Source organism: Clostridium sp. cel8, from assembly GCF_014050525.1.
Classification (GTDB): Bacteria; Bacillota; Clostridia; order Clostridiales; family Clostridiaceae; genus Clostridium_B.
This window is the reverse complement of record NZ_JACGAG010000013.1, coordinates 26,702-48,612: the sequence shown is the minus strand read 5'-3', so window position 1 is coordinate 48,612 and position 21,911 is coordinate 26,702. Positions and strand designations below refer to the sequence as shown.

Genomic DNA, 21,911 nt, shown 5'->3' with positions numbered 1-21,911 from the left:
ATACACCAGGGTGAGTTTACTTAATTAAAACTTTGAACAAACAAGGAGGAAGAAAATAAAATGTCAAAAGAAAAATTTGAGAGAACAAAGCCACATGTAAACATAGGAACAATAGGGCATGTAGATCATGGGAAGACAACATTGACAGCAGCAATAACAACAATATTAGCAAAAGAAGGAAAGGCAGCAGAAACAAAGTATGATGAAATAGATAAGGCACCAGAAGAAAAAGAGAGAGGAATAACAATAAATACAGCACATGTAGAGTATGAGACAGAAAAAAGACATTATGCACATGTAGACTGTCCAGGACATGCAGACTATGTAAAGAATATGATAACAGGGGCAGCACAAATGGATGGAGCAATCCTAGTAGTAAGTGCAGCAGATGGTCCAATGCCACAGACAAGAGAACATATACTACTAGCAAGCAGAGTAGGAGTTCAGTATATAGTAGTATTTTTAAATAAATCAGATCAAGTAGATGATCCAGAGTTAATAGAATTAGTAGAAATGGAAGTAAGGGAATTATTAAATGAATATGGATTCCCAGGAGATGATGTTCCAATAATAGTAGGAAGTGCATTAAAGGCATTAGAGAACCCAGATGATAAAGAAGCAACAAAATGTATATATGAATTAATGAATGCAGTAGATGAATATATACCAACACCAGAAAGACCAACAGATAAGCCATTTTTGATGCCAATAGAGGATATATTCACAATAACAGGAAGAGGAACAGTTGCAACAGGAAGAGTAGAAACAGGAGTATTGAAAGTAGGGGACGAATTAGAGATAGTAGGACTTAAAGAAGATAAGAAGAAGACAGTATGTACAGGAGTAGAAATGTTTAGAAAGATTCTTGACCAGGCAATGGCAGGAGATAACATAGGAGTATTGTTAAGAGGAATACAGAGAGAAGAAGTAGAAAGAGGTCAGGTTTTAGCACATCCAGGTACAGTACATCCACACAAGAAATTTGTAGGCCAGGTATATGTATTGAAGAAAGAAGAAGGCGGAAGACATACACCATTTTTTAATGGATATAGACCACAGTTTTATTTTAGAACAACAGACGTAACAGGATCAATAACATTACCAGAAGGAACAGAAATGGTAATGCCAGGAGATCACATAGATATGAATGTAGAGCTTATAACACCAGTAGCAATGCACGAAGGATTGAGATTTGCAATAAGAGAAGGCGGAAGAACAGTTGGTTCAGGTGTTGTTACTAAAATTGTTGAGTAATTAAAGAAGGACCAGGTTTCTTGGACCTGGTTCTTTTTAAAATTAATATATTATTTTTTATTGACATAAAAACTAAGCTGTGATAAAGTATATAAGTAATGCACAAAATTGCGAATATTTTATTAAAAAGATATTATTGCGGTGTTGTCAATCACCGTATATAAATTATATTAAAGTTAAGGTGCTTTATATAGTTAGATCTCATCCTCTAAATTTAATGTAGATGGGAATAATTGACATACATTAACAATACCAGGAGGTGTGATGGCAGTGAGAGTAAAAGTTACATTAGCATGCACAGATTGTAAACAGAGAAATTATAGTACAGTGAAGAATAAGAAAAACAATCCTGATAGAATGGAAATGAGAAAATATTGCCCATTTTGCCATAAACATACAATTCATAAGGAAACAAAATAGTAGAATATAAAGAATATTTCAAGGATGTGAATATCATGGCTGCAAGCAATAATAGAAAATTCAATAGAAAAACAGTAGTAAATAATGAAAGCTCCAATTTTTTTAAAGACTTGGTAGCAGAATTCAAAAGAATAACTTGGGCATCAAAAGAAGATGTGAAAAAATCATCTATATCAGTTATTGCATTTTGCGCTGTGTATGTTGTTATTGTTGGGATATTGGATTTTGGATTCAATTTCATAGTTAAAAGCATATTGAAATAATAATAAAAAGGAGGTAAGGGTCGAGATATACTTTCGTCCCTCATATTATGGCAGATAAAGCTAGATGGTATGTAGTTCATACATATTCTGGTTATGAAAATAAGGTTAAGGCTAACCTTGAGAAAACCATAGAAAATAGAAACCTCTATGATTGGATAGATGACGTTCAAGTTCCTATGGAAGAACAGGTTGAAATTAAGGATGGAAAGAAAAAGATAACCCTCAAGAAGATTTTCCCAGGATATGTTTTAATACACATGGTTATGAGTGATGATTCTTGGTATATAGTTAGGAACACTAGAGGAGTTACAGGCTTTGTTGGACCTGGATCTAAACCAGTTCCACTTACAGATGAAGAAGTAAAAGCTATGGGAATAAGTGAAAAACCTGTAAATATAGACATATCAGTAGGAGAAAATGTGAAGGTTAAATCTGGTCCTCTTGAGAATTTCTCAGCTGTTGTCCAAGAAATCAATACTGAAAAGAGAATAGTTAAAGCATTAGTTAATATGTTTGGCAGGGAAACTCCTGTTGAACTTGATTTTAATCAAATAGAAAAGTTAAACTAGAAGTATTCAATAGTTTGAAACGAAAGTCTATAAGTTGCATTATAGGAGGTGAATATTATGGCTAAAAAAGTAGTAGGAATAATTAAACTTCAACTTCCTGCAGGTAAAGCAAGTCCAGCACCACCAGTAGGACCTGCACTTGGACAGCATGGTGTAAATATTATGGGATTCTGTAAAGAATTTAATGCTAAGACTAATAAACAAGCAGGATTAATAATCCCTGTAGTAATTACTGTATATCAGGATAGGTCATTTAGTTTTATACTAAAAACACCACCAGCAGCAGTGTTGCTCAAAAAGGCAGTAGGAATTGAAAGTGGTTCTAGTGAATCAAATAGAACAAAAGTTGCTAAAGTAACAAAAGAACAAATTAAAGAAATAGCAGAAATGAAGATGAAGGATTTAAATGCTTCATCAGTTGAAAAAGCTATGAAGATGATAGCTGGAACTGCAAGAAGTATGGGAATAACAGTTGAATAGTATCAGCTAAATTAGTGGGAGGCTATGCCGTTACTTACCACAGAGGAGGATTTAAAATGGGAAAGAATTATGAAGAAAGTGTAAAGCTTATTGATAAAAATGTGTTATATTCACCAGAAGAGGCTGTGAATTTAGTTTTAAAAACAGCAAAAGCCAAGTTTGATGAAACTATTGAAGTTGCATTAAAGTTAGGCGTAGATCCAAGACATGCAGATCAGCAAGTTAGAGGAGCTGTAATACTTCCTCATGGAACAGGTAAAAAAGTTAAGGTTCTCGTGTTTGCTAAAGGATCCAAAGTTGATGAAGCAAAAAATGCAGGTGCAGATTTTGCAGGTGCAGAAGAATATGTTGAAAAGATCCAAAAGGAAAATTGGTTTGATTTCGATGTAGTTGTTGCAACTCCAGACATGATGGGTGTTGTTGGTAGATTAGGTAGAATTCTTGGACCTAAAGGATTAATGCCAAATCCTAAATCTGGTACAGTAACTTTTGATGTTGAAAAGGCTGTAAAAGATATTAAAGCCGGAAAAGTTGAATATAGAGTAGATAAGACTTCTATAATACATGTACCAATAGGAAAGAAATCATTTGAATCAGAAAATTTGCTAGATAATTTTCATTCATTACTAGATGCAATTATAAAGGCAAAACCATCAGCATCTAAAGGACAATATTTGAAATCTGTAGTATTATCAAGTACAATGGGACCTGGAATAAAAATAAATCCAGCTAAAGTTTTGGATTAATACTTACAGAAAGTTTCTAGTATATTAATTATAAATAAGTAAATATTCCATAGACAGTAGGTGCAAAAGCGTAAAGGGATAGTCCCAACCTACCTAGGATTCCAATATAAGAAGTCGGTTGGTCTCTCTTTGTCTATGGAGAGATCTTTAATTTTGTAAGTTTTTAGTGTGCTATGAGGAGGTGTATATAGAGTGGCAAATAAAAATAGAAAATTGAAAGAAGATAAAGTCAAAGAAATTAAAGAAAAGATGGAAAAATCAAAAGCTATAGTCTTTTCTAAATATCAGGGATTGACAGTTGAAGAAGATACAGAACTTAGAAAGAATTTAAGAGAAGCTGATGTAGAATATAAGGTCTATAAAAATACATTATCAAAAATTGCAGCAAGAGAATTAGGATATAATGATGCAGAACAAATTCTTAATGGACCTATATCAATAGCATTTTCATATGAAGATGTAACAGCTCCTGCAAGAGTAATTAATGAGTATGCTAAAGATCATAAAGTTTTAGAACTTAAAGGTGGAATTATAGATGGTGAATTCTATGATGAAGCTAAAATTAAACAATTTGCTAAAATACCACCTAGGGAAGTACTTATTGCTAAATTGCTTGGTAGCTTTAAGGCTCCAATATCAAATTTTGTATACTTATTGGATGCAATATCAAAACAAAAAGATTCAGCTTCAAAAGAAGCGTAATAAACAAGAGAAATTTTGGAGGTGTATATTAAATGAATAAAGAAGAAATTATTCAAGCTATAAAAGATATGAGTGTTTTAGAATTAAATGAATTAGTAAAAGCATGTGAGGAAGAATTTGGAGTAAGTGCAGCAGCACCAGTAGCAGTTGCAGGAGGAGCAGCAGATGGTGGAGCAGCAGCAGAAAAAACTGAGTTTAATGTAGTATTAAAAGAAGTAGGTTCACAAAAGATAAAAGTTATAAAAGTTGTTAGAGAAGTTACAGGATTAGGATTAAAAGATGCTAAAGGATTAGTTGATGGAGCTCCTAAGACATTAAAAGAAGGCGTAAGTAAGGAAGATGCTGAAGCAATGAAGGCTAAGTTTGAAGAAGTTGGTGCTACAGTAGAATTACAGTAGAATTAAGTAATTTTGTTATATGAAATTTATAAAAGAGACACTTTATTAAAAAGTGTCTCTTTTATAAATTTATCAATAAAAAAGTGAAAATAATTATTGACATATTTTTGATATTATGATAACATAATAAATTGCATTGATTAGTTAAGAATCAATATGATGATAGAAAATTAGTGTAATTTGAATATCTTATGTAAAAATAGGTTATACTAATTTGATAGTAATGTTAAAATCCATGAACATATATATAAATGTTTTTGGCTATTTTTAGTTTATGCGAGGGGTGAAAGTCAATGGTACATCCTGTCCAGGTTGGTAAAAGAACTAGAATGAGCTTTTCCAGGCTTAAAGAAGTAGAGCATATGCCTAATTTAATAGAAGTGCAGTTAGATTCATATAATTGGTTTTTGAAAGAAGGCTTACAAGAGGTATTTGATGATATAAATCCAATTCAAGATTATACTGCAAATCTTAACTTAGAGTTTGTAGGTTATAAACTAGATATGGATAATATCAAATATTCTGTTGAAGAATGTAAAGAAAGAGATGCTACTTATGCTGCACCGTTAAAAGTTAAGGTTAGATTACTGAATAAAGAAACTGGAGAAGTTAAAGAGCAAGAAGTTTTTATGGGAGATTTCCCTCTTATGACGGAGCAGGGAACTTTTATAATTAATGGAGCAGAAAGAGTTATAGTAAGTCAGCTTGTAAGGTCGCCAGGAGTATATTATGATATGTCACTTGACAAAACCGGGAAAAAACTTTTTTCCTCTACTGTTATTCCTAATAGGGGGGCCTGGTTAGAGTACGAAACTGACTCAAATGATATAATATACGTTAGAATAGATAAGACAAGAAAATTACCTATAACTATTTTAGCTAGAGCAATGGGATATGGCACAGATAATGAAATTACTGAGTTTTTTGGCGAAGATGAAAGATTAAAAGCTACAATTGAAAAAGATAATACTAAAACTCATGAAGAAGCATTGCTTGAAATTTATAAAAGATTGAGACCAGGTGAACCACCTACAGTAGATAGTGCAAAGTCACTTATTGACTCTTTGTTTTTTGATGCAAAGAGATATGATCTTTCAAGGGTTGGAAGATATAAATTTAATAAGAAATTAGCACTTTATCTCAGAATTACAAATCAAATAGCGGCTAAAGATATAGTCAATCCAGAAACTGGAGAAATACTGGTTCAAAAGGGAGAACAAATTGATAGGGATAAAGCTGTAGAAATACAACAATCTGGTATAAATATCGTAGATATTCAAATAGATGATAATATTTTAAGAGTTATCGGAAATAATTTTGTGAACATACATAATTTCATTGACTTTGATATAAGTGATTTAAATATAAAAGAAAGTGTTTATTATCCAGTATTAAAAGAAATATTAAATAACTATAGTGATGAAGAAGCAATTAAAGATCAAATTAGAAAGCATATGCATGAATTAATTCCAAAGCATATAGTGAAAGATGATATATATGCTACCATTAGCTATGAATTAGGATTGGCTTATAATATAGGATATACCGATGATATTGATCATCTTGGTAACAGAAGGCTTAGATCTGTTGGAGAACTTTTGCAGAATCAATTTAGAATAGGTCTTTCTAGAATGGAAAGAGTAGTTAAGGAAAGAATGACAATACAAGATCAGGAGGTAATAACACCTCAAGCACTTATAAATATAAGACCTGTAGCTGCTGCAATAAAAGAGTTCTTTGGAAGTTCACAGTTATCTCAATTTATGGATCAAACTAATCCTCTTTCAGAACTTACTCATAAGAGAAGATTATCTGCATTAGGTCCTGGTGGATTGTCAAGAGAAAGAGCAGGATTTGAAGTAAGAGATGTTCACAACTCTCATTATGGAAGAATGTGTCCTATAGAAACTCCAGAAGGACCTAATATAGGACTTATTAATTCTTTGGCAACTTATGCAAAAGTTAATGAATATGGTTTTATTGAAGCACCATATAGAAAAGTTGATAAATCAACTGGTAGAGTTACTGATGAAATTGTATATATGACTGCAGATGAAGAAGATGAGTATCTAATTGGTCAAGCAAATGAGCCTTTAAATGAAGATGGAAGCTTTGTTGATAAAAGAGTCACTGTTAGGGATAAAGGTGATGTTATAGTAGTACCATCTGAGGATGTTGATTTTATAGATGTTTCACCTAGACAATTGGTTTCCGTTGCTACAGCTATGATACCTTTTCTAGAAAATGATGATGCAAGTCGTGCACTCATGGGATCCAATATGCAGAGGCAAGCGGTACCACTTTTAAAACCTGAAGCACCTATTGTAGGAACCGGTATTGAGTATAAAGCTGCCGTAGATTCTGGTGTTTTACCTAAAGCAAGGAATGCAGGAACTGTAGTATATGTAAGTGCCAATGAAATTAGAGTGAAAAGAGATTCAGATGGCGGTATAGATGTTTATCATTTGATAAAATTTAAGAGATCTAACCAAGGAACTTGTATAAATCAAAGACCTATAGTTGAAAAAGGAGAAAAGGTTGAACGTGGAACTGTAATTGCAGATGGTCCATCAACTGATCTTGGAGAAATAGCTTTGGGGAAAAACATAAGAATGGGATTCACTACATGGGAAGGATATAACTACGAAGATGCTATGCTTATATCAGAAGAACTTGTTAGAGATGACGTATTTACATCCATTCACATAGAGGAATATGAATCTGAAGCTAGAGATACAAAACTTGGGCCAGAAGAAATTACTAGAGATATACCTAATGTTGGAGAAGATGCCTTAAAAGATATAGATGAAAGAGGAATAATAAGAATAGGAGCTGAAGTAAGATCCGGCGATATATTAGTTGGAAAAGTTACACCAAAAGGTGAAACTGAACTTACAGCAGAAGAAAGACTATTAAGAGCTATATTTGGAGAAAAAGCAAGAGAGGTTAGAGATACTTCACTTAGAGTGCCACATGGTGAGTATGGTATAATTGTAGATGTGAAAGTATTTACTAGAGAAAATGGAGATGAACTTCCTCCTGGAGTAAATAAACTTGTAAGATGCTATATAGCTCAGAAAAGGAAGATATCTGTTGGTGATAAAATGTCTGGTAGACATGGAAATAAGGGTGTTATTTCTAGAGTATTACCGGAAGAAGATATGCCTTTTTTGCCAGATGGTAGACCACTTCAGATTTGTTTAAATCCTCTTGGTGTTCCTTCTCGTATGAACATAGGTCAAGTTCTTGAAGTACATCTTGGATTAGCTGCTAGTAAACTAGGATGGCATGTAGCAACTCAAGTATTTGATGGTGCTAGAGAAGAGGATATATTGGAATGTCTAAAAAAAGCGGGATATAATACTAATGGAAAAACTGTGTTATATGATGGAAGAACTGGTGAACCGTTTGATAGACCTGTTACAGTAGGTTATATGTATATTTTGAAATTGGCTCATTTAGTTGATGATAAGATTCATGCAAGATCTACAGGGCCATATTCACTTGTAACTCAGCAACCACTTGGAGGTAAAGCTCAGTTCGGAGGACAAAGATTTGGAGAAATGGAAGTTTGGGCACTTGAAGCATATGGCGCAGCACATACTCTTCAAGAAATATTAACAGTTAAATCAGATGATGTAGTAGGAAGAGTAAAAACCTATGAAGCTATAGTAAAAGGTGAAAATATACCTGAGCCAGGTGTTCCAGAATCATTTAAAGTACTTATAAAAGAACTTCAAGCACTTTGTCTTGATGTTAAAGTATTAAATGACAATAATGAAGAGATAAAAATAAAAGAATCTGTTGATGACGATGTAGAAGATTTAGATGTAAATATAGAAGGAACTGAGGATTCAAATTCTCAAAATGGAAAAGATAAAGATAAATATATATCAAATTCTAATGCTGATGAAAACTATGTTATTGATGATGGTAATAAATCGAATGAAGAAAATAATAATTTGAATCTAGATGAATTACAAGGTGATTTGGATATAGATGATTTTAACGATGAACATTAGGAAGGGAGGATGTACCCTTGTTTGAATTAAATAATTTTGATGCAATGCAAATAGGTCTAGCTTCTCCAGAAAAAATAAGAGAATGGTCAAGAGGTGAAGTTAAAAAACCTGAAACTATAAATTATAGGACATTAAAACCTGAAAAAGATGGATTGTTTTGTGAGAGAATATTTGGACCGACAAAAGACTGGGAATGTCACTGTGGTAAATATAAGAGAATAAGGTATAAAGGAATAGTATGCGATAGATGTGGTGTAGAGGTAACTAAAGCGAAAGTAAGACGTGAGAGAATGGGACATATTGAACTTGCAGCACCTGTATCACATATATGGTATTTTAAGGGTATCCCATCTAGAATGGGTCTTATACTTGATATGTCACCAAGAGCTCTAGAAAAGGTACTGTATTTTGCATCTTATGTAGTACTAGATCCTAAAAAAACTCCTTTGTTAAAAAAACAGCTTTTAAATGAAAAAGAATATAGAGAGGCTCTTGATAAATTTGGCGATGGAACTTTTGTAGCAGGAATGGGAGCTGAGTCTATTAAGAAATTATTAGAGGAAATAGATTTGGATCAACTTTCAGCTGAATTGAAGGGAGATCTTAAAGTTAGTACGGGTCAAAAAAAAGTGAGAATAATAAGAAGACTGGAAGTTGTAGAGTCCTTTAGGAAATCTGGTAATAATCCATCTTGGATGATACTTGATGTAATACCTGTTATTCCACCTGATTTAAGACCTATGGTTCAATTGGATGGTGGCAGATTTGCTACATCAGATTTAAATGATCTTTATAGAAGAGTTATAAATAGAAATAATAGATTAAAAAAGCTTCTTGATTTGGGAGCACCAGATATAATAGTTAGAAATGAAAAAAGAATGCTCCAAGAGGCAGTAGATGCACTTATAGATAATGGAAGGCGAGGAAGACCAGTAACTGGACCAGGAAATAGACCGTTAAAATCATTATCAGATATGTTAAAAGGAAAACAAGGAAGATTTAGGCAGAACTTGCTTGGAAAACGTGTTGACTATTCAGGGCGTTCGGTTATAGTTGTAGGACCTGAACTCAAAATGTATCAATGTGGCCTTCCAAAAGAAATGGCATTGGAACTATTTAAACCATTTGTCATGAAAAAGTTAGTTGAAAGTGGGATGGCACATAATATAAAAAGTGCAAAAAGGATGGTTGAGAGAGTTCAAACTCAAGTATGGGATGTATTAGAAGAAGTAATATCAGATCATCCAGTACTTTTAAATCGTGCTCCAACTCTTCATAGATTAGGAATTCAAGCGTTTCAACCTGTGCTTGTGGAAGGAAAGGCTATAAAATTACATCCACTTGCATGTACCGCATATAATGCAGATTTTGATGGTGATCAGATGGCTGTACATGTACCTCTTTCAGTTGAAGCACAATCTGAAGCTAGATTTCTAATGCTTGCTGCACATAATATATTGAAGCCATCAGACGGTAAGCCTGTAGTTGTACCTACGCAAGATATGGTACTTGGATCTTATTATTTAACAATAACAGAAGATGGAGTAAAAGGCGAGGGAAGAATGTTCTCATCTCCTGATGAAGTAATAATGGCTTATCAACTTAAGCAGATTAATATACATGCAAAAATTAAAGTCAAAATGACTAAAGTTGAAGATGGAAAGACTATAAGTGGTATAATTGAAACTACTCCTGGAAAGCTTATATTTAACGAATCAATACCACAAGATTTAGGATTTGTAGATAGAAGTAAGCCAGAAAATAAATTTAAATTGGAAATTGATTTTTTAGTAGCTAAAAAGAATTTAGGTAAAATAATAAATAGATGTTATATGAAACATGGTGCTACTAAAACTTCAATAATGCTTGATAAAATAAAGGCAAGAGGGTATCATTATTCTACTATAAGCGGTATAACTGTTTCTACTTCAGATATGGTAGTTCCAGAGGCAAAGAAAAGGCTTCTTAGTGAGTCTGATTTAGCTGTTGATAAGATAGAAAAGATGTATAGAAGAGGATTTATATCTGAAGATGAAAGATATCAAAGGGTTATAGAAAAATGGACTAAAACTACAGAAGATGTTGCTGATGAACTTATGAACAATCTGGATACTTTCAATCCAATATTCATGATGGCAGATTCTGGTGCTAGAGGTTCTAAAAGTCAGATTAAGCAACTTGCTGGTATGAGAGGACTTATGGCAAATCCTTCAGGAAAAATAATAGAACTTCCAATTAGATCATCATTTAGAGAAGGATTGGATGTGCTTGAGTACTTTATCTCAACTCATGGAGCTAGAAAGGGTAATGCTGATACAGCACTTAAAACTGCAGATTCAGGATATCTTACAAGAAGATTAGTAGATGTAAGTCAAGATGTTATAGTAAGAGAAGAAGATTGTGGAACTCATGAGGGATACGAAGTTTCTGAAATAAAAGAAGGAAATGAGGTTATAGAAAGTTTATCTGAAAGACTGACAGGAAGGTATTCTGCTGAAGATATTAAAGATCCTAATACTGGAGAGCTAATTGTAGCAAGAGATAGTTATATGGATGCCAAGATTGCAAATAAAATAGAAAATTTAGGTATTAAAAAAGTAAAGATAAGATCTGTATTTACATGTAAGTCTAGGCATGGTGTATGTGCTAAATGTTATGGAATGAATATGGCAACTGCAAAGAAGATTGAGATAGGTGAGTCTGTAGGAATAATAGCAGCTCAAAGTATAGGAGAACCTGGTACACAGCTTACAATGAGAACATTCCATACAGGTGGAGTTGCAGGATCTGATATAACACAGGGACTTCCAAGAGTAGAAGAATTATTTGAAGCTAGAAAGCCAAAAGGTCTTGCAATAATCAGTGAGGTATCTGGTGTTGTTAAGATGGAAAAGACTAAAAAGAAGAGAACAATTTCAGTCGTTTCAGATAACGGAGAAGAAGTAAGTTATGATATTCCATTTGGAGCAAGAATTAAAGTATCAGATGGAGAATATATAAGTGCTGGGGATGAAATAACTGAAGGATCTGTTAATCCTCATGATATTCTTAGAATAAAGGGTGTGCAAGGAGTAAAAAATTATCTTTTATCTGAAGTACAAAAGGTTTATAGACTTCAAGGAGTTGATATAAATGATAAACATCTTGAAGTTGTAATAAGACAAATGACTAGAAAAGTAAAGATAGAAGATTCAGGAGATACTGATCTTTTGCCTGGAACAATGATTGATATATTTGATTTCCAAGAAGAAAATGAGAAAGTTACTAAAAATGGTGGAAAGCCAGCTGAAGGAAGAGTAGCACTTCTTGGTATAACTAAAGCTGCACTTGCTACAGATTCATTTTTATCAGCTGCTTCATTCCAAGAAACTACTAGAGTACTTACTGATGCAGCTATAAAAGGTAAGGTGGATCCACTTCTTGGACTAAAAGAAAATGTCATCATAGGTAAACTTATTCCAGCAGGAACTGGAATGATGAGATATAGATCTATAAAAGTAGACCCTGGAGTAAAGTCTAGCAGCGAAGAAGATGAAGATAAGAAAGAAGCTTAGTATATAATTTATTGACATAACAACACTAAAATGATAAAATACAGCTATGTGTTTTTAAGAGGCAAAGTCTATCCTTTGTCTCTATAACACTGTAAGGGAGGAAATAGGTTTATGATTTACAGGCTTAAAGGAAAAAAAGTTGTAGGTTTAAAACAGACAAAAAAAGCTATTAAAAATAATATGGCAAAAACTGTATATATAGCTAAAGATGCTGATGATGACCTAAAACGTTCATTGGAAGAGTTAATTGAAGATAATTCCTTAGAGGTTGTATATGTAGACACTATGAAAGAGTTAGGTAAGTTATGTGGAATAAATGTAGGTTCTTCGACTGCAGCATTGCTTAAGTAGTTTTTTAATTAGTTTTCAAGATATTTAATATAAATCAAAATTTACTTATTTTAACATTCAAGTAAATGTATTAGTTAAATTAAAAGGAGGTGTAAAGTATGCCAACAATAAGTCAATTAGTTAGAAAAGGGAGAAAGACATCAAGTGCAAAATCACAAGCACCAGCATTAAAGGAATGCCCTCAGAAAAGAGGAGTTTGTACAGTCGTTAAGACTACTACACCTAAGAAACCTAACTCAGCACTTAGAAAAATAGCTAGGGTTAGATTGGTAAATGGATATGAAGTAACTTCATACATTCCAGGTATAGGTCACAATCTTCAAGAACACAGTGTTGTTCTAATAAGAGGTGGAAGAGTAAAAGATCTTCCAGGTGTAAGATACCATATTGTAAGAGGAGCTTTAGATTCTGCAGGTGTAGCTGATAGACAGCAGGCAAGATCAAAATATGGTGCAAAAAAACCAAAACAAAAATAGTCTTGAAAAATTAAAGTAAATTAGTGCGATGTATTCAGCATTTATATAGATTAACAATAATTGTTATAAATTGTTTTACAAGAGTACAAAGCGCTTTGCGATTACTTACTAGGTAATCGAGTACCTATGAACTTAAATTTAAATTGTTAAGGAGGGAAGAAAAGTGGCAAGAAAAGGGCATATAGCAAAAAGAGATGTATTACCGGATCCAGTATATAATAGTAAAGTTGTTACTAAGTTAATAAATAATGTAATGAAAGATGGTAAAAAAGGCGTAGCTCAAAAAATATGTTATGGTGCTTTTCAAATAATTAAAGAAAAAGTTGATAAAGACCCTATGGAAGTATTTGAAGAAGCTATGAATAACATAATGCCTCTACTAGAAGTAAAAGCTAGAAGAATAGGTGGAGCAACTTATCAGGTACCAATAGAAGTTAGACCGGAAAGAAGACAGACATTAGGTATTAGATGGCTACTTGTTGCAGCAAGAAAAAGAAATGAGAAATATATGAGAGAAAGACTAGCTGCAGAAATAATGGATGCAGCTAAGAATACAGGCGCAGCTGTTAAAAAGAGGGAAGAAACTCATAAAATGGCTGAAGCAAATAAGGCTTTTGCGCATTATAGATATTAATATTCAAAACTGTTTTGGTGGTTTTACTAAAACAGTTTTGTCAAATTAAAAATTACATTTGTGAGGAGGAAGAAGAAGTGGCAAGAGAATATCCATTGGAAAAATTCCGTAATATTGGAATAATGGCACATATAGATGCTGGAAAGACTACCACTACAGAACGTATACTTTTCTATACAGGTAAAACTCATAAAATAGGAGAAGTACACGATGGTGAAGCTACTATGGACTGGATGGCCCAAGAGCAGGAACGAGGAATAACTATAACTTCAGCTGCTACATTTTGTAAATGGAAAGGTTATGCAATAAATATAATAGATACACCAGGGCATGTGGATTTTACTGTTGAAGTTGAAAGATCATTAAGAGTTTTAGATGGTGCTGTTACTGTATTGGATGCTAAGAGTGGGGTTGAGCCTCAGACAGAAACTGTTTGGAGGCAGGCAGATAATTATGGAGTACCAAGAATGGTTTATGTAAATAAAATGGATTCTATTGGAGCAGATTTTTATATGTGTATCAACACATTGAGAGATAGACTTCACTGTAATGCTGTTCCTATTCAAATACCAATAGGTTCTGAAAATGAATTTAAAGGTGTAGTTGACCTTATAAAAAATGAGGCTATTATATATGAAGATGATTTAGGAACAGTTATGGATGAAGTAGAAATACCTGAAGATTTAAAAGATAAAGCTGAAGAGTATAGAACTGCTTTAATTGAAGCCGTAGTTGAGTTAGATGAAGATTTGATGATGAAATATCTTGATGGAGAAGAATTGAGCGAAGATGAAATAGTATCAACTCTTAGAAAAGGTGTTATTTCAAATAAAATAGTACCTGTTTTATGTGGGTCATCTTATAAAAATAAAGGTGTACAGCCAATGATAGATGCAATAGTACAATTTATGCCATCACCTCTTGATATTCCAGCTATAAAAGGTACTAACCCAGAAACGGGAGAAGAAGCTGAGAGGCCAGCTGATGATAATGAACCACTAGCAGCATTAGCATTTAAAATAGCAACTGATCCATTTATAGGTAAACTTGCATTTACAAGAGTTTATTCAGGTGTTATGAAGAGTGGTAGTTATGTATACAATTCAACTAAAGGAAAAAAAGAGAGAATTGCTAGACTTGTAAAAATGCATTCAAATCATAGACAGGAAATTGATGAGCTTCATGCAGGAGATTTAGGTGCTATAGTTGGATTGAAAGAAACTACTACAGGTAATACACTTTGTGATGAAAATAATCCTATAGTATTAGAAAGTATGGAATTCCCTGAACCGGTTATAGATGTAGCAATTGAGCCTAAGACCAAAGCCGGACAGGAAAAAATGGGAATAGCACTTGCTAAATTAGCAGAAGAGGATCCTACATTTAAAACTTATACTAATCATGAAACAGGACAGACAATTATATCTGGTATGGGAGAACTTCATCTTGAAATAATTGTTGACAGACTTCAAAGGGAGTTTAAGGTGGAATGTAATGTAGGTAAACCTCAAGTTGCTTATAAGGAAACTATTAGGAAAGCTGTTAAGGCAGAAGGTAAATTTATAAGACAGTCTGGTGGACATGGACAGTATGGTCATTGCTTGATAGAGATGTCGCCTTCAGAAGATGGATATAAATTTGAAAATGCAATAGTAGGTGGAGCTATTCCAAAAGAATATATTGGACCTATTGATAATGGAATACAGGAAGCAGCAAAGAGCGGTATAATAGCTGGATATCCTGTTATAAACTTTAAAGTAAAACTGTATGATGGATCATATCATGATGTAGATTCATCTGAGATGGCATTTAAAGTTGCAGCATCTATGGCGTTTAAGAATGCTATGCAAAAAGCAGATCCAGTTTTACTTGAACCTACTATGAAAGTTGAAGTTACAGTGCCAGAAGAATATATGGGTGATGTAATGGGAGACATAAATTCAAGAAGAGGAAGAATTGAAGGAATGGATCAAAGGTCAGGAGCTCAGATTATCAGAGCGTTTGTACCACTTTCCGAAATGTTTGGTTATGCTACTGTGTTGAGATCAAGAACACAAGGTAGAGGAGTTTATACTATGACATTTGATCATTATGAAGAAGTACCTAAGAGTATTCAAGAAAAAATCGCTGGAGAAAGAAATAGCTAGTTTAAATCATATTAGTTTATTTTAAGGAGGAAGAAATAAAATGTCAAAAGAAAAATTTGAGAGAACAAAGCCACATGTAAACATAGGAACAATAGGGCATGTAGATCATGGGAAGACAACATTGACAGCAGCAATAACAACAATATTAGCAAAAGAAGGAAAGGCAGCAGAAACAAAGTATGATGAAATAGATAAGGCACCAGAAGAAAAAGAGAGAGGAATAACAATAAATACAGCACATGTAGAGTATGAGACAGAAAAAAGACATTATGCACATGTAGACTGTCCAGGACATGCAGACTATGTAAAGAATATGATAACAGGGGCAGCACAAATGGATGGAGCAATCCTAGTAGTAAGTGCAGCAGATGGTCCAATGCCACAGACAAGAGAACATATACTACTAGCAAGCAGAGTAGGAGTTCAGTATATAGTAGTATTTTTAAATAAATCAGATCAAGTAGATGATCCAGAGTTAATAGAATTAGTAGAAATGGAAGTAAGGGAATTATTAAATGAATATGGATTCCCAGGAGATGATGTTCCAATAATAGTAGGAAGTGCATTAAAGGCATTAGAGAACCCAGATGATAAAGAAGCAACAAAATGTATATATGAATTAATGAATGCAGTAGATGAATATATACCAACACCAGAAAGACCAACAGATAAGCCATTTTTGATGCCAATAGAGGATATATTCACAATAACAGGAAGAGGAACAGTTGCAACAGGAAGAGTAGAAACAGGAGTATTGAAAGTAGGGGACGAATTAGAGATAGTAGGACTTAAAGAAGATAAGAAGAAGACAGTATGTACAGGAGTAGAAATGTTTAGAAAGATTCTTGACCAGGCAATGGCAGGAGATAACATAGGAGTATTGTTAAGAGGAATACAGAGAGAAGAAGTAGAAAGAGGTCAGGTTTTAGCACATCCAGGTACAGTACATCCACACAAGAAATTTGTAGGCCAGGTATATGTATTGAAGAAAGAAGAAGGCGGAAGACATACACCATTTTTTAATGGATATAGACCACAGTTTTATTTTAGAACAACAGACGTAACAGGATCAATAACATTACCAGAAGGAACAGAAATGGTAATGCCAGGAGATCACATAGATATGAATGTAGAGCTTATAACACCAGTAGCAATGCACGAAGGATTGAGATTTGCAATAAGAGAAGGCGGAAGAACAGTTGGTTCAGGTGTTGTTACTAAAATTGTTGAGTAATTTATGTTAGTACATTAATAAGCCTGTTACTTTATTATTATATAAGAATAGGACTTGACTTTATAAATTATATACAAGTAAAAAAGGAAAGAGGACGCTCTTTCCTTTTTTTATAAAATATTTTATTTGTCATATATTTTATACTTGTAAAATGAAAATATATATAGTATAATTAAGAAGTTGTATTGTTATAACAGTGATGAAGCAAGAGGTTGCCGGGCTTCCGGGTAATTCTTGAATGAACAGTCTAGGTCGTTGAACCAGATGACGGTGCTTCTGTAGTGTACTTTTCTGCGTAAAATTAAATGAAACACCAGGAACAGTTTACAGAATGTGTCCGCTGTTGTACGTAAAAGAAGCGTAGCGTGCATGAAAAGGAGGGAATATAAATGGCAAAACAAAGAATAAGAATAAGATTAAAGGCTTTTGATCATAACATATTAGATCAGTCTTCAGAAAGAATTGTGAAAACAGCTAAGTCAACTGGAGCTAAGGTGGCAGGTCCAGTACCACTGCCAACAGAAAAAGATGTTGTTACAATACTTAGAGCTCCACATAAATATAAAGATTCAAGAGAGCAATTTGAAATAAGAACTCATAAAAGACTTATAGACATTATAAGTCCATCACCAAAGACAGTTGATGCTCTTATGAGACTTGACTTGCCTGCAGGAGTAGATATAGAAATAAAGTTATAATTTTATTGTAATAGATTAGACTATTACAAACGGTTATGATTGCATTATTGTAATCCGCTAATACGTTGAGGAGGTGTATTGAATGAAAAAGGCAATATTAGGTAGAAAACTTGGTATGACTCAAATATTTGATGATAATAGAAAGGTAGTACCTGTTACTGTTGTTGAAGCAGGACCTTGTGTGGTTTTGCAAAAAAAGACTATGGAGAGAGATGGATATGAAGCTATACAAGTAGGCTTTGATGATATTAGAGAAAAGCTTGTTAATAAGCCACTTAAAGGACATTTCAAAAAGGCTGGAGCATCATTAAAGAGATTTGTAAAAGAATTTAAACTTGAAGATATAAGTGCTTATGAGGTTGGACAGGAAATAAAAGCAGATATTTTCGAAGCAGGAGAAAGAGTTGATGTTTCTGGTATCTCAAAGGGAAAGGGATTTCAGGGCACAATAAAAAGATGGAATGCTCAAAGAGGACCTATGTCTCATGGTTCTAAATTTCACAGAGCAGTTGGTTCAATGGGTGCAGCATCTGATCCATCAAGAACATTTAAAAATATGAAAATGCCTGGACATATGGGAAATGAAAATGTAACAATTTTAAATTTACAAATAGCAAAAGTTATTCCTGAGAAGAATCTTATCTTGATAAAAGGTGGAGTTCCAGGACCAAATAGAGGATTTATAATGATAAAAAATACTATAAAAGCGTAATTTTTAGTAGAAAGGAGGATACAGAATGCCTACAGTAGGATTATTTAATAAAGAAGGAAAAAAAGTTGGAGATTTAGATTTATCTGAAAAAGTATTTGGAGTTGAAGTTAACGAGAATGCAGTTCATGAAGTAGTTGTAGCATTACTTGCAAACAAAAGACAAGGAACTCAGTCAGCAAAAACTAGATCAGAAGTTTCTGGAGGTGGAATTAAGCCTTGGAGACAAAAAGGAACTGGTAGAGCAAGACAGGGATCAATAAGAGCTCCACAGTGGACTCACGGTGGTATGGTATTTGCAGTAAAACCTAGAGATTATAGAATTTCAGTACCTAAGTCAACTAGGAAAACAGCAATGCTGTCTGTTCTTACAAGTAAAGTTAAAGATGATGAAATTGTAGTTTTAGATAGTTTAAACTTTGATGCACCAAAGACAAAAGATATGGTTAAAGTATTGGATGCTTTTGAAGCAAAGAAAACATTGATAGTTACGGCAGAATCAAACCAAAATGTATATAGATCAGCAAGAAATATAAAGGGAGTTCAAGTTATTCCAGTTAATAATTTGAATGTGTATGATTTACTAAAATTTGATAAGCTTATGATAACTAAGGACGCTGTATCTAAGATTGAGGAGGTGTATGCATAATGAAATATACAAATTATGATATCATAAGAAGACCAGTTATAACTGAAAAGACTATGGCTTCAATGAGTGATAAAAAGTACACCTTTATAGTTGATACGCGTGCTACAAAAACAATGATAAAGAAAGCTATAGAAGATGTATTTGATGTAACTGTAGAAGATGTAAAAACAGCTAATTATATAGGAAAGCCTAAAAGAGTAGGAGTTTACTTAGGAAAGAGAGCAGATTATAAGAAAGCTATTGTTAAACTTACAGAAGATAGTAAAACAATAGAATTCTTCGAAGGAATGCAGTAAAATAAGCAGGTATTGGCTTAAATAGCCAGATAAGCGAAAAGAAGGAGGTAATATTGTAATGGCAGTTAGAGGATTTAAGCCTACTACTCCATCAAGAAGGAATATGACAGTAAGTACATTTGAAGAGTTGACTACAGATGTACCTGAAAAGTCACTTCTTAGGGATCTGAAAAAAAGTGGTGGTAGGAATTCAAATGGAAGAATAACAGTTCGCCACATAGGTGGAGGAGCTAAGAGAAAATATAGAATAATTGATTTTAAAAGAGATAAAGATGATATACCAGCAAAAGTTGCTACTATAGAATATGATCCTAATAGATCTGCATATATAGCTCTTGTAAATTATGTGGATGGAGAAAAAAGATACATAATAGCTCCAGTTGGATTAAAGGTTGGGGATGTTATAGTTTCAGGACCAAATTCAGATATAAAGGTTGGAAATTGCCTTCCACTTTTAAATATACCAGTAGGTACAATTATTCATAACGTAGAACTTCAAAAAGGAAAGGGTGCACAACTTGTTAGGTCAGCTGGAGCATCTGCACAGCTAATGGCAAAAGAAGGTAAATATGCTACTCTTAGATTGCCAAGTGGAGAAATGAGATATGTTAGATTAGAGTGTAGGGCTACTATTGGGACGGTATCTAATTTAACTCATGAAATAGTTAAGCTAGGTAAAGCAGGAAGAAAAAGACATATGGGAATCAGACCAACAGTAAGAGGATCTGTAATGAATCCTAATGATCATCCACATGGTGGTGGTGAAGGTAAGTCCCCAGTAGGTCATCCAGGACCACTTACTCCATGGGGTAAACCAGCATTGGGATATAAAACTAGAAAGAGTAAAAAATATTCTAATAAGTTTATAGTTAAGAGAAGAAATAGTAAATAGTTTGAAGAGAATATACATTCTCTTCCTTAAACTATTATGTAATGTATGAAGGGAGGCCAAAAAATTGAGTAGATCAGTTAAAAAGGGACCTTATGTTCAAGAAGCACTTTTAAAAAAAATAAATGAGATGAATAAAAAAGGTGAAAAGAAAGTTATAAAGACTTGGTCAAGAAGTTCAACTATATTCCCTCAGATGATAGGTCATACTATAGCAGTACATGACGGAAGAAAACATGTACCTGTATACATATCTGAAGATATGGTAGGACATAAGTTGGGAGAATTTGCATTGACTAGAACTTATAGAGGTCATATCAATAAAACAGAAAAAACAACTAATGTTAAAGCAGTTAAGTAATAACGAGAGGAGGTAAAGACATGGAAGCTAAAGCAATAGCTAAATATGTAAGAATGTCTTCAACTAAAGTACAGATTGTTCTTGATTTAATAAGAGGAAAAAATGTAAATGAAGCTTTTGCCATATTAAAATATACTCCAAAGGAGGCAGCTGTAGTAGTAAATAAATTACTCAAATCAGCAGTTGCTAATGCGGAAAATAATTTGGACTTAGATTCAAATAATTTATATATATCGCAGGCATATGCATGTCAAGGTCCAACTTTAAAGAGATTTCAACCGCATGCTCAAGGGAGAGCGTTTAGTATAAAAAAGAGAAGCAGTCATATAACTCTAGTAGTTAAGGAAAGAGAAGAATAAAGAAGGAGGGAAAAAGATGGGACAGAAAGTACATCCACATGGTCTTAGAGTTGGAGTTATTAAAGAATGGGATGCTAAGTGGTATGCAGGAAAGAAAGATTTTGCAGATAATTTAGTTGAAGATAATGAAATAAGAAAATTTGTGAAATCCAGAACAAAAATTGCTGGAGTTTCAAAAATTCAGATTGAGAGAGCAGCTAAGAGAGTTAAGCTTAATATATTTACTGCTAAGCCTGGTATGATAATAGGAAAAGGCGGTCAGGGAATAGAAGCACTAAAATCCGAACTTAAGAAGATAATTAAAGAAAAAACTATATTGATAAATATAGTAGAAGTAAAATCTGCTGAAAGTGATGCACAACTTATGGCAGAAAATATAGCATTTCAGCTTGAAAAGAGAATTTCTTTTAGAAGAGCTATGAAACAAACAATTCAAAGGGCTATGAAGTCTGGAGTTAAAGGTGTTAAAACTACTTGTTCAGGAAGACTTGGCGGTGCAGAGATTGCAAGGGCCGAATCTTATCATGAAGGAACAATTCCACTTCAAACTTTAAGAGCTGATATAGATTATGGATTTGCCGAAGCTGATACAACTTATGGTAAGATTGGAGTTAAAGTTTGGGTTTATAAAGGAGAAATACTTCCAACTAAGAAAAATGTTGAAAGTGAAGAAAAAGCTAACGTATAGGAAAGGAGGAAT

The 21,911-nt window shown here is 33.4% G+C and carries 23 protein-coding genes and 1 other annotated feature; all 23 genes read left to right on the top strand.

All coding sequences use genetic code 11. The annotated features are described in order from the left end of the window. Positions 1–60: 60 nt before the first annotated feature. The 23 genes from tuf (H2684_RS10795) (at position 61) to rpsC (ending at position 21,899) form a co-directional block, all read left to right on the top strand. A complete protein-coding gene (tuf, locus tag H2684_RS10795; RefSeq protein WP_182089401.1) occupies positions 61–1,254 on the top strand; it encodes an elongation factor Tu in 1,194 nt (397 codons plus the stop codon). Between the two features lie 270 nt (positions 1,255–1,524). Continuing rightward, positions 1,525–1,674 (top strand): 50S ribosomal protein L33, encoded by a 150-nt coding sequence (gene rpmG, locus H2684_RS10790; RefSeq protein WP_182089429.1) that lies wholly within the window; start codon positions 1,525–1,527, stop codon positions 1,672–1,674. 35 nt (positions 1,675–1,709) lie between these two features. After that, positions 1,710–1,937 carry a preprotein translocase subunit SecE gene (secE, locus tag H2684_RS10785; RefSeq protein ID WP_182089413.1) on the top strand — a complete coding sequence of 76 codons (228 nt, stop codon included), beginning with the start codon at positions 1,710–1,712 and terminating at the stop codon, positions 1,935–1,937. A 47-nt stretch (positions 1,938–1,984) separates the two neighbouring features. Beyond that, positions 1,985–2,506, top strand: a complete 522-nt coding sequence (gene nusG / locus H2684_RS10780; protein ID WP_182089412.1) for a transcription termination/antitermination protein NusG — start codon at positions 1,985–1,987, stop codon at positions 2,504–2,506. A 57-nt stretch (positions 2,507–2,563) separates the two neighbouring features. Further along, entirely contained in the window at positions 2,564–2,986 is a 423-nt protein-coding gene (rplK, locus tag H2684_RS10775) for a 50S ribosomal protein L11 (RefSeq protein ID WP_182089411.1), read from the top strand. 56 nt (positions 2,987–3,042) lie between these two features. Beyond that, positions 3,043–3,732 (top strand): 50S ribosomal protein L1, encoded by a 690-nt coding sequence (gene rplA / locus H2684_RS10770; RefSeq protein ID WP_182089410.1) that lies wholly within the window; start codon positions 3,043–3,045, stop codon positions 3,730–3,732. Positions 3,733–3,761: 29 nt separating this feature from the next. After that, positions 3,762–3,893 (top strand) — a sequence feature (ribosomal protein L10 leader region). Between the two features lie 31 nt (positions 3,894–3,924). Continuing rightward, entirely contained in the window at positions 3,925–4,434 is a 510-nt protein-coding gene (gene rplJ, locus H2684_RS10765) for a 50S ribosomal protein L10 (RefSeq protein WP_182089409.1), read from the top strand. A 32-nt stretch (positions 4,435–4,466) separates the two neighbouring features. Further along, complete coding sequence (gene rplL, locus H2684_RS10760) at positions 4,467–4,832, top strand: 50S ribosomal protein L7/L12 (RefSeq protein ID WP_182089408.1); 366 nt, start codon at positions 4,467–4,469, stop codon at positions 4,830–4,832. A 293-nt stretch (positions 4,833–5,125) separates the two neighbouring features. Continuing rightward, the gene (rpoB, locus tag H2684_RS10755) at positions 5,126–8,854 is read left to right on the top strand and encodes a DNA-directed RNA polymerase subunit beta (protein WP_182089407.1); all 3,729 of its coding nucleotides are present in this window, start codon (positions 5,126–5,128) and stop codon (positions 8,852–8,854) included. Positions 8,855–8,871: 17 nt separating this feature from the next. Next, the gene (rpoC, locus tag H2684_RS10750; RefSeq protein ID WP_182089406.1) at positions 8,872–12,408 is read left to right on the top strand and encodes a DNA-directed RNA polymerase subunit beta'; all 3,537 of its coding nucleotides are present in this window, start codon (positions 8,872–8,874) and stop codon (positions 12,406–12,408) included. A gap of 111 nt (positions 12,409–12,519) precedes the next feature. Continuing rightward, a complete protein-coding gene (locus H2684_RS10745) occupies positions 12,520–12,759 on the top strand; it encodes a ribosomal L7Ae/L30e/S12e/Gadd45 family protein (RefSeq protein ID WP_182089405.1) in 240 nt (79 codons plus the stop codon). A 98-nt stretch (positions 12,760–12,857) separates the two neighbouring features. Further along, positions 12,858–13,235 carry a 30S ribosomal protein S12 gene (gene rpsL, locus H2684_RS10740; RefSeq protein WP_182089404.1) on the top strand — a complete coding sequence of 126 codons (378 nt, stop codon included), beginning with the start codon at positions 12,858–12,860 and terminating at the stop codon, positions 13,233–13,235. Between the two features lie 163 nt (positions 13,236–13,398). Beyond that, positions 13,399–13,869 carry a 30S ribosomal protein S7 gene (rpsG, locus tag H2684_RS10735; RefSeq protein ID WP_182089403.1) on the top strand — a complete coding sequence of 157 codons (471 nt, stop codon included), beginning with the start codon at positions 13,399–13,401 and terminating at the stop codon, positions 13,867–13,869. Positions 13,870–13,946: 77 nt separating this feature from the next. After that, positions 13,947–16,016 (top strand): elongation factor G, encoded by a 2,070-nt coding sequence (gene fusA / locus H2684_RS10730; protein ID WP_182089402.1) that lies wholly within the window; start codon positions 13,947–13,949, stop codon positions 16,014–16,016. A gap of 40 nt (positions 16,017–16,056) precedes the next feature. Then, on the top strand, positions 16,057–17,250 hold the full coding sequence (gene tuf, locus H2684_RS10725; protein WP_182089401.1) for an elongation factor Tu: 1,194 nt from the start codon (positions 16,057–16,059) through the stop codon (positions 17,248–17,250). Between the two features lie 389 nt (positions 17,251–17,639). Beyond that, positions 17,640–17,948, top strand: a complete 309-nt coding sequence (rpsJ, locus tag H2684_RS10720) for a 30S ribosomal protein S10 (RefSeq protein WP_182089400.1) — start codon at positions 17,640–17,642, stop codon at positions 17,946–17,948. Positions 17,949–18,030: 82 nt separating this feature from the next. Further along, positions 18,031–18,660, top strand: coding sequence for a 50S ribosomal protein L3 (gene rplC, locus H2684_RS10715; RefSeq protein ID WP_182089399.1), 630 nt, complete (start codon positions 18,031–18,033; stop codon positions 18,658–18,660). 25 nt (positions 18,661–18,685) lie between these two features. After that, a complete protein-coding gene (rplD, locus tag H2684_RS10710) occupies positions 18,686–19,306 on the top strand; it encodes a 50S ribosomal protein L4 (protein ID WP_182089398.1) in 621 nt (206 codons plus the stop codon). Then, positions 19,306–19,602 (top strand): 50S ribosomal protein L23, encoded by a 297-nt coding sequence (gene rplW / locus H2684_RS10705; RefSeq protein ID WP_182089397.1) that lies wholly within the window; start codon positions 19,306–19,308, stop codon positions 19,600–19,602. The genes rplD and rplW overlap by 1 nt, the downstream gene beginning before the upstream one ends. Before the next feature lie 58 nt (positions 19,603–19,660). Continuing rightward, positions 19,661–20,494, top strand: coding sequence for a 50S ribosomal protein L2 (rplB, locus tag H2684_RS10700; RefSeq protein WP_182089396.1), 834 nt, complete (start codon positions 19,661–19,663; stop codon positions 20,492–20,494). Positions 20,495–20,558: 64 nt separating this feature from the next. Then, positions 20,559–20,852, top strand: a complete 294-nt coding sequence (gene rpsS / locus H2684_RS10695) for a 30S ribosomal protein S19 (RefSeq protein WP_182089395.1) — start codon at positions 20,559–20,561, stop codon at positions 20,850–20,852. 20 nt (positions 20,853–20,872) lie between these two features. Then, complete coding sequence (gene rplV, locus H2684_RS10690) at positions 20,873–21,211, top strand: 50S ribosomal protein L22 (RefSeq protein ID WP_182089394.1); 339 nt, start codon at positions 20,873–20,875, stop codon at positions 21,209–21,211. A 16-nt stretch (positions 21,212–21,227) separates the two neighbouring features. Then, positions 21,228–21,899 carry a 30S ribosomal protein S3 gene (gene rpsC, locus H2684_RS10685; protein ID WP_182089393.1) on the top strand — a complete coding sequence of 224 codons (672 nt, stop codon included), beginning with the start codon at positions 21,228–21,230 and terminating at the stop codon, positions 21,897–21,899. Positions 21,900–21,911 lie beyond the last annotated feature (12 nt).

Coding starts and splice junctions, on each gene's coding strand:
- nusG (WP_182089412.1), top strand. CDS start 1,985: ATGGCAGATAAAGCTAGATGGTATGTAGTTCATACATATTCTGGTTAT.
- tuf (WP_182089401.1), top strand. CDS start 16,057: ATGTCAAAAGAAAAATTTGAGAGAACAAAGCCACATGTAAACATAGGA.
- rplW (WP_182089397.1), top strand. CDS start 19,306: ATGAAATATACAAATTATGATATCATAAGAAGACCAGTTATAACTGAA.
- rplV (WP_182089394.1), top strand. CDS start 20,873: ATGGAAGCTAAAGCAATAGCTAAATATGTAAGAATGTCTTCAACTAAA.
- rpsJ (WP_182089400.1), top strand. CDS start 17,640: ATGGCAAAACAAAGAATAAGAATAAGATTAAAGGCTTTTGATCATAAC.
- rplC (WP_182089399.1), top strand. CDS start 18,031: ATGAAAAAGGCAATATTAGGTAGAAAACTTGGTATGACTCAAATATTT.
- H2684_RS10745 (WP_182089405.1), top strand. CDS start 12,520: ATGATTTACAGGCTTAAAGGAAAAAAAGTTGTAGGTTTAAAACAGACA.
- rplB (WP_182089396.1), top strand. CDS start 19,661: ATGGCAGTTAGAGGATTTAAGCCTACTACTCCATCAAGAAGGAATATG.
- rplA (WP_182089410.1), top strand. CDS start 3,043: ATGGGAAAGAATTATGAAGAAAGTGTAAAGCTTATTGATAAAAATGTG.
- secE (WP_182089413.1), top strand. CDS start 1,710: ATGGCTGCAAGCAATAATAGAAAATTCAATAGAAAAACAGTAGTAAAT.
- rplL (WP_182089408.1), top strand. CDS start 4,467: ATGAATAAAGAAGAAATTATTCAAGCTATAAAAGATATGAGTGTTTTA.
- rplK (WP_182089411.1), top strand. CDS start 2,564: ATGGCTAAAAAAGTAGTAGGAATAATTAAACTTCAACTTCCTGCAGGT.
- rpoB (WP_182089407.1), top strand. CDS start 5,126: ATGGTACATCCTGTCCAGGTTGGTAAAAGAACTAGAATGAGCTTTTCC.
- rpsC (WP_182089393.1), top strand. CDS start 21,228: ATGGGACAGAAAGTACATCCACATGGTCTTAGAGTTGGAGTTATTAAA.
- rpsL (WP_182089404.1), top strand. CDS start 12,858: ATGCCAACAATAAGTCAATTAGTTAGAAAAGGGAGAAAGACATCAAGT.
- tuf (WP_182089401.1), top strand. CDS start 61: ATGTCAAAAGAAAAATTTGAGAGAACAAAGCCACATGTAAACATAGGA.
- rplD (WP_182089398.1), top strand. CDS start 18,686: ATGCCTACAGTAGGATTATTTAATAAAGAAGGAAAAAAAGTTGGAGAT.